11 protein-coding genes are annotated in these 11,270 nt (G+C 69.4%); 8 read left to right on the top strand and 3 right to left on the bottom strand.

Annotated elements, in window-relative coordinates:
• Positions 1-148: 148 nt before the first annotated feature.
• The gene (locus ABVB68_RS36355) at positions 149-442 is read right to left on the bottom strand and encodes a DUF397 domain-containing protein (protein ID WP_353605499.1); all 294 of its coding nucleotides are present in this window, start codon (positions 440-442) and stop codon (positions 149-151) included.
• A 266-nt stretch (positions 443-708) separates the two neighbouring features.
• Here ABVB68_RS36355 and rpsO point away from each other — a divergent pair, with 266 nt between their 5' ends.
• The 5 genes from rpsO to ABVB68_RS36330 all read left to right on the top strand — a co-directional run bounded on the left by rpsO (position 709) and on the right by ABVB68_RS36330 (position 6,154).
• On the top strand, positions 709-996 hold the full coding sequence (gene rpsO / locus ABVB68_RS36350; protein ID WP_301488730.1) for a 30S ribosomal protein S15: 288 nt from the start codon (positions 709-711) through the stop codon (positions 994-996).
• Between the two features lie 301 nt (positions 997-1,297).
• A complete protein-coding gene (locus ABVB68_RS36345; protein WP_353605498.1) occupies positions 1,298-3,517 on the top strand; it encodes a polyribonucleotide nucleotidyltransferase in 2,220 nt (739 codons plus the stop codon).
• On the top strand, positions 3,514-4,893 hold the full coding sequence (locus tag ABVB68_RS36340) for a M16 family metallopeptidase (RefSeq protein WP_353605497.1): 1,380 nt from the start codon (positions 3,514-3,516) through the stop codon (positions 4,891-4,893). Before ABVB68_RS36345 ends, ABVB68_RS36340 begins: the two co-directional genes overlap by 4 nt.
• A 42-nt stretch (positions 4,894-4,935) precedes the next feature.
• On the top strand, positions 4,936-5,688 hold the full coding sequence (dapB, locus tag ABVB68_RS36335; RefSeq protein WP_353605496.1) for a 4-hydroxy-tetrahydrodipicolinate reductase: 753 nt from the start codon (positions 4,936-4,938) through the stop codon (positions 5,686-5,688).
• A 13-nt stretch (positions 5,689-5,701) separates the two neighbouring features.
• The gene (locus ABVB68_RS36330; RefSeq protein WP_353605495.1) at positions 5,702-6,154 is read left to right on the top strand and encodes a tetratricopeptide repeat protein; all 453 of its coding nucleotides are present in this window, start codon (positions 5,702-5,704) and stop codon (positions 6,152-6,154) included.
• A 95-nt stretch (positions 6,155-6,249) separates the two neighbouring features.
• On the opposite strand, the gene ABVB68_RS36325 is transcribed toward ABVB68_RS36330, so the two are convergent.
• Together ABVB68_RS36325 and ABVB68_RS36320 are read right to left on the bottom strand one after the other, a co-directional pair.
• Positions 6,250-6,822, bottom strand: coding sequence for an SCO5741 family PH domain-containing membrane protein (locus ABVB68_RS36325; RefSeq protein ID WP_353605494.1), 573 nt, complete (start codon positions 6,820-6,822; stop codon positions 6,250-6,252).
• Positions 6,823-6,916: 94 nt separating this feature from the next.
• Complete coding sequence (locus tag ABVB68_RS36320; RefSeq protein ID WP_353605493.1) at positions 6,917-7,153, bottom strand: hypothetical protein; 237 nt, start codon at positions 7,151-7,153, stop codon at positions 6,917-6,919.
• Between the two features lie 175 nt (positions 7,154-7,328).
• Between ABVB68_RS36320 and thyX the strand changes: the two genes are divergently transcribed.
• The 3 genes from thyX (at position 7,329) to ABVB68_RS36305 (ending at position 11,022) form a co-directional block, all read left to right on the top strand.
• Positions 7,329-8,069, top strand: a complete 741-nt coding sequence (gene thyX / locus ABVB68_RS36315; protein ID WP_353605492.1) for an FAD-dependent thymidylate synthase — start codon at positions 7,329-7,331, stop codon at positions 8,067-8,069.
• Positions 8,070-8,280: 211 nt separating this feature from the next.
• A complete protein-coding gene (dapA, locus tag ABVB68_RS36310) occupies positions 8,281-9,180 on the top strand; it encodes a 4-hydroxy-tetrahydrodipicolinate synthase (RefSeq protein WP_353605491.1) in 900 nt (299 codons plus the stop codon).
• A gap of 156 nt (positions 9,181-9,336) precedes the next feature.
• Positions 9,337-11,022 (top strand): ribonuclease J, encoded by a 1,686-nt coding sequence (locus ABVB68_RS36305; RefSeq protein WP_353605490.1) that lies wholly within the window; start codon positions 9,337-9,339, stop codon positions 11,020-11,022.
• Positions 11,023-11,270: the final 248 nt, after the last annotated feature.

Genomic DNA, 11,270 nt, shown 5'->3' with positions numbered 1-11,270 from the left:
GCACAACGCTTACGCAACACCACCGGCTTGGGCCGCACAATGCTTAACACACACGACCGGCTTGTGCCGGACAAAGCGAAGAGGGGGGCGGCACGCACGCGTGCCGCCCCCCTCTCACGTACCGTTCACTCCGCGCAGAGCCCCCCGCTCACTCCGCCTCGAGCCCCCCGTTGTGCGCCGTCGGCCGCAGATCGAACTCGCCGTCCCGCGCACCCAGCACGAACGCCCGCCACTCCGCCTCGGTGTAGCGCAGCACGGTGTCCGGGTCCAGCGAGGAGCGCATGGCGACCGCCCCGCCGGGCAGGTTCGCGATCTCGACGCGTTCCTCGTGCTCCTCCGTGCCCGGCGCGCACTGCCACCGCACGCCCGAGATGTCGAGCGCGTACAGCTCGTCCCGCTCCCGTTCCTTGCGAGCCTTGATCTCCGCTTCCGTTTCCGCCATCGCGCAGCGACCCCTTCCGGACGTAACGTACGGTCCCGGCGCTCACCCTAGTGGCCGCCCGCGCCCCCTCCGGGAGGTTCGCCGAGCGGGGCGAAGAGGCCCGCGACCACCTGGTACCCTGAGTGACGGCCGTTCGTGTACGCACCTCTGGAACCGCAGGTTCTGGAGGCAGCGCCCAGCGGATCCCCGCCTCCCGAGTAACGGAAGCTTCCCCGAGATGAAGACCGGGGGCGCTCGGAGGCATTCACAGACCATGAGGAGTACGCGTGTCGCTCGACGCCGTTACGAAGAAGCAGATCATCGGCGAGTTCGGTACCAAGGAGGGTGACACCGGCTCCCCCGAGGTCCAGGTCGCTCTGCTCTCCCGTCGGATCTCCGACCTGACGGAGCACCTCAAGACCCACAAGCACGACCACCACTCCCGCCGTGGCCTGCTGATCCTGGTCGGTCAGCGCCGTCGCCTGCTGCAGTACCTGGCGAAGAAGGACATCCAGCGCTTCCGTGCGCTGGTGGACCGCCTCGGCATCCGCCGCGGTGCTGCGGGCGCCAAGTAAGACGCCGTGAAGGGAGCGGTTCCCGAGCCGATCGGGAGCCGCTCCCTTTGCCGTATGTGCGGGAACGTGCGGAGTGTCACACACGCTTTGTAGTGTGGTAGCACAACGCACAACGCAAGACGCACGACACAGAACGAGGAGAAGTGCACCTCGCCGCCGCCGGTCCTCGGTAGTGGCCCCCGGGGGAAAGCGAGCCCGGGTGCTTCGATCGAAGACCGGCCCGCACAGCCCGGCGCGCTTCTCCGCAACCGTCCCCCTGCCACACGGGCAGCCGAGGGACGAAGACGAGGAGAAAACGCTAGTGGAGAACGAGACCCACTACGCCGAGGCCGTCATCGACAACGGCGCCTTCGGCACCCGTACCATCCGCTTCGAGACGGGTCGCCTGGCCAAGCAGGCCGCCGGCTCCGCCGTGGCGTACCTGGACGACGACACCATGGTGCTGTCGGCCACCACCGCCTCCAAGAACCCCAAGGACCAGCTCGACTTCTTCCCCCTCACGGTGGACGTCGAGGAGCGGATGTACGCCGCCGGCAAGATCCCCGGCAGCTTCTTCCGCCGTGAGGGCCGCCCCTCCGAGGACGCGATCCTCACCTGCCGTCTGATCGACCGCCCGCTGCGCCCGTCCTTCAAGAAGGGCCTGCGCAACGAGATCCAGGTCGTCGCCACGATCATGGCGCTCAACCCCGACCACCTGTACGACGTCGTCGCGATCAACGCCGCGTCCGCGTCCACGCAGCTGGCCGGCCTGCCCTTCTCCGGCCCGATCGGCGGCGTCCGCGTCGCGCTGATCCGCGGCCAGTGGGTCGCCTTCCCGACGCACACCGAGCTCGAGGACGCCGTCTTCGACATGGTGGTCGCGGGCCGCGTCCTGGAGGACGGCGACGTCGCGATCATGATGGTCGAGGCCGAGGCCACCGAGAAGACCATCAAGCTGGTCGAGGGTGGTTCCGAGGCGCCGACCGAGGAGGTCGTCGCCGCCGGTCTGGAGGCCGCGAAGCCCTTCATCAAGGTGCTCTGCCGCGCCCAGGCCGACCTCGCCGCCAAGGCCGCCAAGCCGACCGGCGAGTTCCCGATCTTCCTGGACTACCAGGAAGACGTCCTGGAGGCCCTGTCGGCCGCCGTCCGCCCCGAGCTGGCCCAGGCGCTCACCATCCCCGGCAAGCAGGAGCGCGAGGCCGAGCTGGACCGCGTCAAGGCGCTCGCCGCCGAGAAGCTCCTGCCGGAGTTCGAGGGCCGCGAGAAGGAGATCTCCGCCGCGTACCGCGCGCTCACCAAGCAGCTGGTCCGCGAGCGCGTGATCAAGGAGAAGAAGCGCATCGACGGCCGCGGTGTCACCGACATCCGCACCCTGGCCGCCGAGGTCGAGGCCATCCCGCGCGTGCACGGCTCCGCGGTGTTCGAGCGTGGCGAGACCCAGATCCTGGGCGTCACCACCCTCAACATGCTCCGCATGGAGCAGCAGCTGGACACCCTCTCCCCGGTGACCCGCAAGCGCTACATGCACAACTACAACTTCCCGCCGTACTCCACCGGTGAGACCGGCCGCGTCGGCTCCCCCAAGCGCCGCGAGATCGGCCACGGCGCCCTCGCCGAGCGCGCCCTGGTGCCGGTGCTGCCGACGCGCGAGGAGTTCCCCTACGCGATCCGCCAGGTCTCCGAGGCGCTGAGCTCCAACGGCTCGACGTCCATGGGCTCGGTCTGCGCCTCCACCATGTCGCTGCTGAACGCCGGTGTGCCCCTGAAGGCCCCGGTCGCCGGTATCGCCATGGGCCTGATCTCCCAGGAGGTCGAGGGCGAGACGCACTACGTCACCCTCACCGACATCCTCGGTGCGGAGGACGCCTTCGGCGACATGGACTTCAAGGTCGCCGGCACGAAGGACTTCGTGACCGCCCTCCAGCTCGACACCAAGCTGGACGGCATCCCGGCCTCCGTCCTGGCCGCGGCCCTCAAGCAGGCCCGCGACGCCCGCCTGCACATCCTCGACGTGATGATGGAGGCCATCGACCGTCCGGACGAGATGTCCCCGAACGCTCCGCGGATCATCACGGTGAAGATCCCGGTCGACAAGATCGGTGAGGTCATCGGCCCCAAGGGCAAGATGATCAACCAGATCCAGGAGGACACGGGCGCCGAGATCACGATCGAGGACGACGGCACGATCTACATCGGTGCCTCCGACGGCCCGGCCGCCGAGGCCGCCCGTGCCACGATCAACGGCATCGCCAACCCGACGATGCCCGAGGTCGGCGAGCGCTACCTGGGCACGGTCGTCAAGACGACCACCTTCGGTGCGTTCGTCTCCCTGCTGCCCGGCAAGGACGGTCTGCTGCACATCTCGCAGATCCGCAAGCTCGCCGGCGGCAAGCGCGTGGAGAACGTCGAGGACGTCCTCGGTGTGGGCCAGAAGGTCCAGGTCGAGATCGCCGAGATCGACTCCCGCGGCAAGCTCTCCCTGATCCCCGTGATCGAGGGCGAGGAAGGCGACGAGACCCAGAAGGACGACGCCGACCAGTGACGTCCCGTAGCTCCAAGGCGACGGCCCGCACCTCTTCGGAGGCGCGGGCCGTCGCCCGTACCCAAACCCTCATCAAGGGCACAGCCGGCATCGGCACGGTCCGCAAGACCACCCTCCCGGGCGGCCTGCGCATCGTCACCGAGACCCTGCCCTCGGTGCGCTCCGCGACCTTCGGCATCTGGGCGCACGTCGGTTCCCGCGACGAGACCCCCGCGCTGAACGGCGCCACGCACTACCTGGAGCACCTGCTCTTCAAGGGCACCTCCAAGCGCAGCGCGCTGGACATCTCCGCCGCCATCGACGCCGTCGGCGGCGAGATGAACGCGTTCACGGCGAAGGAGTACACGTGCTACTACGCACGCGTGCTCGACACCGACCTGCCGCTCGCCATCGACGTCGTCTGCGACATGCTGACCGGCTCGCTCATCCTCGAGAACGACGTCGACGTCGAGCGCGGCGCCATCCTCGAAGAGATCGCCATGACCGAGGACGACCCCGGCGACTGCGTGCACGACCTGTTCGCGCACACCATGTTCAAGAACAACGCCCTCGGCCGCCCGGTCCTCGGCACCGTGGACACGGTCAACGCCCTCACCGCCGACCGCATCCGCCGCTTCTACAAGAAGCACTACGACCCCACCCACCTCGTGGTCGCCTGCGCCGGCAACATCGACCACAACAAGGTCGTACGACAGGTGCGCGCCGCCTTCGAGAAGGCGGGCGCCCTGAAGAACGCGGACGCGCAGCCCGTCGCCCCGCGCGACGGCCGCCGTACGATCCGCACGGCCGGCCAGGTCGACCTGCTCGCCCGCAAGACCGAGCAGGCGCACGTCGTCCTCGGCATGCCGGGCCTCGCCCGCACCGACGACCGGCGCTGGGCCATGGGCGTGCTCAACACCGCCCTCGGCGGCGGCATGTCCTCCCGGCTCTTCCAGGAGGTCCGGGAGAAGCGCGGCCTCGCCTACAGCGTCTACTCGTACACCTCCGGCTTCGCGGACTGCGGCCTGTTCGGCGTGTACGCCGGCTGCCGGCCGAGCCAGGTGCACGACGTGCTGAGGATCTGCCGGGACGAACTCGACGGCGTCGCGGCCAACGGCCTCACCGACGACGAGATAGGCCGCGCCATCGGCCAGCTCCAGGGCTCCACCGTCCTCGGCCTCGAGGACACCGGCGCGCTGATGAACCGTATCGGCAAGAGCGAACTGTGCTGGGGCGAGCAGATGTCCGTGGACGACATGCTGGCCCGTATCGCGGCGGTCACCCCGGACGAGGTCCGCTCGGTCGCCCGCGAGGTGCTGGGACAGCGCCCGTCGCTCTCGGTCATCGGCCCGCTGAAGGACAAGCACGCCGCGCGGTTGCACGACGCCGTCGCCTGAACCCCTCCGTCGTCGGACTCGGTAAGTCGTAAGGAAGCGAAGATGAGCAAGCTGCGCGTGGCGGTCCTCGGTGCCGGGGGCCGGATCGGCTCCGAGGCGGTCAAGGCGGTCGAGGCCGCCGAGGACCTGGAGCTGGTCGCCGCCCTCGGCCGGGGCGACCGACTGGAGACGCTGGCGGAGACCGGCGCCCAGGTCGCCGTCGAACTGACCACCCCCGCCTCCGTCATGGGCAACCTCGACTTCTGCGTGCGCCACGGCATCCACGCGGTCGTCGGTACGACGGGCTGGACCGAGGAGCGCCTCGCCCAGCTGCGGGGCTGGCTCGACCAGTCCCCGGAGACCGGCGTGCTCATCGCGCCCAACTTCTCCATCGGCGCCGTCCTGACGATGAAGTTCGCCCAGATCGCGGCGCCCTACTTCGAGTCGGTGGAGGTCATCGAGCTGCACCACCCGAACAAGGTGGACGCCCCGAGCGGCACGGCCACCCGCACGGCCCAGCTCGTCGCCGAGGCCCGCCGGGCGGCCGGCAGCCCTCCGGCGCCCGACGCCACGGTCACCGCCCTGGACGGGGCCAGGGGCGCGGACGTCGACGGCGTCCCGGTGCACGCCGTACGGCTGCGCGGCCTCCTGGCCCACCAGGAGGTGCTGCTCGGCGGCGAGGGCGAGACCCTCACCGTCCGGCACGACTCCCTGCACCACAGCAGCTTCATGCCGGGCATCCTGCTCGGCGTCCGCCGCGTGGTGACCACTCCCGGCCTGACCTTCGGGCTGGAGCACTTCCTCGACCTGAGCTGAGCCCACACACGTCATGCGCGCGAAGATCACCTACCTCGTCACGGCCGCCGTCCTGGTCTTCTACTTCGTCCTGGTCGGCAGCCGCGGCGTCATGCTCATCCAGTCCGGCACGCTCCTCACCGTCACCTTCGGTGTCGCGGTGCTGATCCTGCCGGTCATCGGCCTGTGGTTCCTGTGGAAGAACACCCAGTTCGTCCACCGGGCCAACCGGCTCGCCGCCGAACTCGACGCGGAGGGGGGCCTGCCCGTCGACGAGCTGAAGCGCACCGCGAGCGGCCGTATCGACCGTGACTCGGCGGACGAGATCTTCGCCCTGCGCAAGGCCGAGACCGAGGACCGCCCCGACGACTGGCGCTGCTGGTTCCGGCTGGCCGTCGCCTACCACGACGCCCGCGACACCCCGCGCGCCCGCAAGGCCATGCAGCGCGCCATCGCCCTGCACGACGGCAGGACGATCGAGGCCTAGAGGTCCTGTCTGACGATTCGCGTCGTCGCCCGAAGGGCGGCCGCGAATCGTCAGACAGGACCTGGCCCCCGCCCCGGGCGGGGGCGCGCGCCGGATCAGCCGCGCCGGTACTCCGCGGCCCAGGCCTCCACCGTGTCCGCGGCACGGTCGAAGGCCGTCGGACGGCCCACGAAGTCCAGGCCGTGCGTGGTCAGCAGCGGAGCCGTGTCCTCGGGCCGCCGGTCCTCGCGCACGAACACCAGCGCCTGCCCCTGCACCGTCCGCGGCAGCCCCAGCCAGCGCACCGGCTGCTGCACCGTCCGCACCGAGACGACCCGCGCCCACGGCACCGTCCGCGTCGCCAGGAGTCCGGCCTGGCGCAGCCCGTGATCGCTCACCCACACCCCCATGCGCAGCAGCCGCAGCGCGCCGGCGATGAAGGCCAGGCCCAGGACGAGGGCGACCGCCCAGGTCGGGGAGGAGCTGGCGGAGAACACCGGGCCGGTCAGGGCGATGAGGACCGCGGCGAACAGCATGAACGAGGCGAACAGCAGCCCCAGCGCCGCCACGGCCACACGCCACGGCCCGGGACGGTAGGGGCGCCGCCAGAGCTCCCGGTCGTCATGGGGCAGCGCGCTCTCGGATGCCGCTTCGAAGGTGCGGTCGGCCGTCAGAAAGGGCAGGGGCACGGCTGGTCCTCACTCGCTCCTCGCGTGGGCTGTGCCCGGTGAGGCTATCCGGCCCCGTTGACGCCCACCACCCGTGGGCGTCCGGAAGGGTGGGTCAGTGCCCCTGGGACGCCTGGGACTGCTGCACCGGCGAACCCGACGGAGTGGACAGCGCCGGTGTGCCGAGGATCAGCGCGCCGGCCAGCCCGGCGACGATGGTGAGACCCAGCAGCCAGCGCCCGGCCTGCTCACCGAACGAGGCCCGCCGACGGGGCGGGGGAGTGACATTGCTGCGGAACCGGTCTGCCTCGGCCAGGAAGGCGAAGGGCACGGGCTCGCGCCGACGGAACATGGGGAGAGCACCTCTCCTCTCGGGATCGAATGTGTGGTCCTCACCGATACAGACGCTCTGCCGGCACAAAAGGTGCCCATCTTGGAAAAACTCATGCGGCGAGGTCACGGGTCGGACCGGCGGCGGGTGCCCCGATACAGTGGGCGCGAACCCAGGAAGTGATGGAAGGACCCTTGTGACCCGCACCCCGGACGACGAGTTCAAGATCGATCTGCGCGGTGATGTCACCGTCGAACTGGTCAAGCACAGCGCGGCCGACTCCGACGTGCTCTTCGCGGCCCGTGTCTCGACCCTCGGGGAGCAGTCCCTGGAGGAGCTGGACAAGGACCCGGAGCGCTCCAAGGGCCTGATCAACTACCTGATGCGCGACCGGCACGGCAGTCCCTTCGAGCACAACTCGATGACCTTCTTCGTCAGCGCCCCGATCTTCGTCTTCCGCGAGTTCATGCGGCACCGGGTCGGCTGGTCGTACAACGAGGAGTCCGGCCGCTACCGGGAGCTGCAGCCGGTCTTCTACGTCCCGGACGCCTCCCGCAAGCTGGTCCAGCAGGGCCGTCCGGGCAAGTACGTCTTCGTCGAGGGCACCGAGGAGCAGCACGAGCTGCTCGGCGGCGCCATGGAGGACTCCTATCGCCAGGCCTACCGGACGTACCAGGAGCTGCTCGCCCAGGGCATCGCCCGCGAGGTCGCCCGTTCGGTCCTGCCCGTCGGCCTGTACTCCTCGATGTACGCCACCTGCAACGCCCGCTCCCTGATGCACTTCCTCGGCCTGCGCACCCAGCACGAGCTGGCCAAGGTGCCGTCCTTCCCGCAGCGGGAGATCGAGATGGTGGGCGAGAAGATGGAAGCGGAGTGGGCGAAGCTCATGCCGCTGACGTACGCCGCCTTCAATGCCAACGGACGCGTGGCCCCGTAACGAAGCCTTGTTCCCCCGCGCGGAACGGATGTACGGATCAGCCAGGCGAAGTGTCCGTATTGCGGCATTTAGAGAAGTTCATCTAGCCTGATCAAACGGACCCGGCACTGCTTGAACCCCCGAGCAGGCAGTGCCGGGCTCCTTATTTGTCCTGACTTTCCCGGTACCCCAAGGGCAGACCCCGCATTGAGCACCGAGTAGCGTGTTACCCATGGCTCCGACCTCCACTCCGCAGACCCCCTTCGGGCGGGTCCTCACCGCCATGGTCACGCCCTTCGCGGCGGACGGCGCACTCGACCTCGACGGCGCCCAGCGGCTCGCCGCCCACCTGGTGGACGCAGGCAACGACGGCCTGATCATCAACGGCACCACCGGCGAGTCCCCCACCACCAGTGACGCGGAGAAATCGGATCTCGTACGAGCCGTGGTGGAGGCGGTCGGCGACCGCGCCCACGTCGTGGCCGGAGTCGGCACCAACGACACCCGCCACAGCATCGAGCTGGCCCGGGAGGCCGAGCGCGTCGGCGCCCACGGCCTGCTGGTCGTCACGCCGTACTACAACAAGCCCCCGCAGGAGGGCCTGTACCGCCACTTCACCACGGTGGCCGACTCGACCGGCCTGCCGGTCATGCTCTACGACATCCCCGGCCGCAGCGGCGTCCCGATCAACACGGAGACCCTCGTCCGGCTCGCCGAGCACCCCCGCATCGTGGCCAACAAGGACGCCAAGGGCGACCTCGGCCGCGCCGGCTGGGCCATCGCCCAGTCCGGCCTCGCCTGGTACTCCGGCGACGACATGCTGAACCTGCCGCTGCTCTCCGTGGGCGCGGTCGGCTTCGTCTCGGTCGTCGGCCACCTGGTGACCCCCGATCTGCGCGCCCTGGTCGACGCGTACACCTCGGGTGACGTCGTCAAGGCCACCGAGATCCACCAGAAGCTGCTCCCGGTCTACACCGGCATGTTCCGCACCCAGGGCGTCATGACGACGAAGGCGGCGCTCGCCCTGCAGGGCCTGCCCGCAGGACCCCTGAGGGCCCCCATGGTCGAATGCTCGACCGAGGAGATCGCCCAGCTCAAGATCGATCTTGCCGCCGGCGGGGTACAGCTCTGACAACAGACTTGGCACCACCCGAGCTTCACAACTGAACAGACAACCGCATACGCGGGCCACCGGTGTCCGCACTCCACAACGACAACTGCTTCTGCACGAACGTCATGCGCGCCACGTGCCCGACCGGTACGTGGCGTGCGTGGTGAGGAGAGTCTTTTGAGTCATCCGCATCCTGAACTCGGATCGCCCCCGCCGCTCCCCGAGGGCGGCCTGCGCGTCACCCCGCTCGGCGGTCTCGGCGAGATCGGCCGGAACATGACGGTCTTCGAATACGGCGGCCGCCTGCTGATCGTCGACTGCGGAGTGCTCTTCCCGGAGGAGGAGCAGCCCGGAATCGACCTGATCCTGCCGGACTTCTCGTCCATCCGGGACCGCCTCGACGACATCGAGGGCATCGTCCTCACGCACGGCCACGAGGACCACATCGGCGGCGTCCCCTTCCTGCTCCGCGAGAAGCCGGACATCCCGCTGATCGGCTCCAAGCTGACCCTCGCCCTGATCGAGGCCAAGCTCCAGGAGCACCGCATCCGCCCGTACACCCTGGAGGTGGCGGAGGGGCAGCGCGAGCGCGTCGGCCCCTTCGACTGCGAGTTCGTCGCGGTCAACCACTCCATCCCGGACGCCCTCGCGGTCGCGATCCGCACCCCGGCGGGCATGGTCGTCCACACCGGCGACTTCAAGATGGACCAGCTGCCGCTGGACAACCGCCTCACCGACCTGCACGCCTTCGCGCGGCTGAGCGAGGAGGGCATCGACCTGCTCCTCGCCGACTCCACGAACGCCGAGGTCCCCGGCTTCGTCCCACCCGAGCGGGACATCTCCAACGTCCTGCGCACGGTCTTCGCCAACGCCGGCAAGCGGATCATCGTGGCCAGCTTCGCCAGCCACGTCCACCGCATCCAGCAGATCCTGGACGCGGCACACGAGTACGGCCGCCGGGTCGCCTTCGTCGGCCGCTCCATGGTCCGCAACATGGGCATCGCCCGCGACCTCGGATACCTGAGGGTCCCGCCGGGCCTGGTGGTCGACGTCAAGGCGCTGGACGACCTGCCCGACCACCAGGTGGTCCTGGTCTGCACGGGCTCCCAGGGCGAGCCGATGGCGGCCCTGTCCCGCATGGCCAACCGTGACCACCAGATCCGCATCGTCGACGGCGACACGGTCATCCTGGCCTCCTCGCTGATCCCCGGGAACGAGAACGCGGTCTACCGCGTGATCAACGGCCTCACCCGCTGGGGCGCCCACGTCGTCCACAAGGGCAACGCCAAGGTGCACGTCTCCGGGCACGCGTCCGCGGGCGAGCTGCTGTACTTCTACAACATCTGCCGCCCGAAGAACCTGATGCCGGTCCACGGCGAGTGGCGCCACCTGCGTGCCAACGCCGAGCTGGGTGCCCTGACGGGTGTCCCGCACGACCGGATCGTCATCGCCGAGGACGGCGTGGTGGTGGACCTGATCGAGGGCAAGGCCAAGATCTCCGGCAAGGTCCAGGCGGGTTACGTCTACGTCGACGGGCTCTCGGTCGGCGACGTGGGCGAGCCGGCGCTGAAGGACCGCAAGATCCTCGGCGACGAGGGCATCATCTCGGTCTTCGTGGTCGTGGACGCCTCCACCGGCAAGATCACCGCTGGTCCGCACGTCCAGGCCCGCGGCTCCGGCATCGAGGACTCGGCCTTCGCCGCCGTCCTGCCGAAGGTCACGGAGGTCCTGGAGCGGTCCGCTCAGGACGGTGTCGTGGAGCCCCACCAGCTCCAGCAGCTCATCCGCCGCACGCTCGGCAAGTGGGTCTCGGACACGTATCGTCGCAGGCCGATGATCCTGCCGGTGGTCGTGGAGGTCTGACGCCTCGTCGGTGCCCGGCCGGAGCGGGGCGCCCCGATTTGCATCGGGGCGCCCCGCTCCAGTACGTTTACGGCTCTGCCCGACCGGGAACCCCAGCACTTCACGCGCTGGACACTGGTGTCCTGGACCGGGTGGGAAAACCGACTCAGAACCTCTGATAAAGTCGGAACCGCCGGAAAGGGAAACGCGAAAGCGGGAACCTGGAAAGCACCGAGGAAATCGGATCGGAAAGATCTGATAGAGTCGGA

It is taken from the genome of Streptomyces sp. NPDC096012, assembly GCF_040426375.1.
GTDB lineage: Bacteria > Actinomycetota > Actinomycetes > Streptomycetales > Streptomycetaceae > Streptomyces.
Note: the sequence above shows the minus strand (reverse complement) of the source record. Positions and strands in the feature narration are given on the sequence as shown.

Bases quoted from the DNA above. Each gene is read 5' to 3' on its own strand.
- ABVB68_RS36320 (WP_353605493.1), bottom strand. From the start codon at position 7,153: ATGTTCCGTCGGCGCGAGCCCGTGCCCTTCGCCTTCCTGGCCGAGGCA.
- ABVB68_RS36330 (WP_353605495.1), top strand. From the start codon at position 5,702: ATGCGCGCGAAGATCACCTACCTCGTCACGGCCGCCGTCCTGGTCTTC.
- dapA (WP_353605491.1), top strand. From the start codon at position 8,281: ATGGCTCCGACCTCCACTCCGCAGACCCCCTTCGGGCGGGTCCTCACC.
- dapB (WP_353605496.1), top strand. From the start codon at position 4,936: ATGAGCAAGCTGCGCGTGGCGGTCCTCGGTGCCGGGGGCCGGATCGGC.
- ABVB68_RS36355 (WP_353605499.1), bottom strand. From the start codon at position 442: ATGGCGGAAACGGAAGCGGAGATCAAGGCTCGCAAGGAACGGGAGCGG.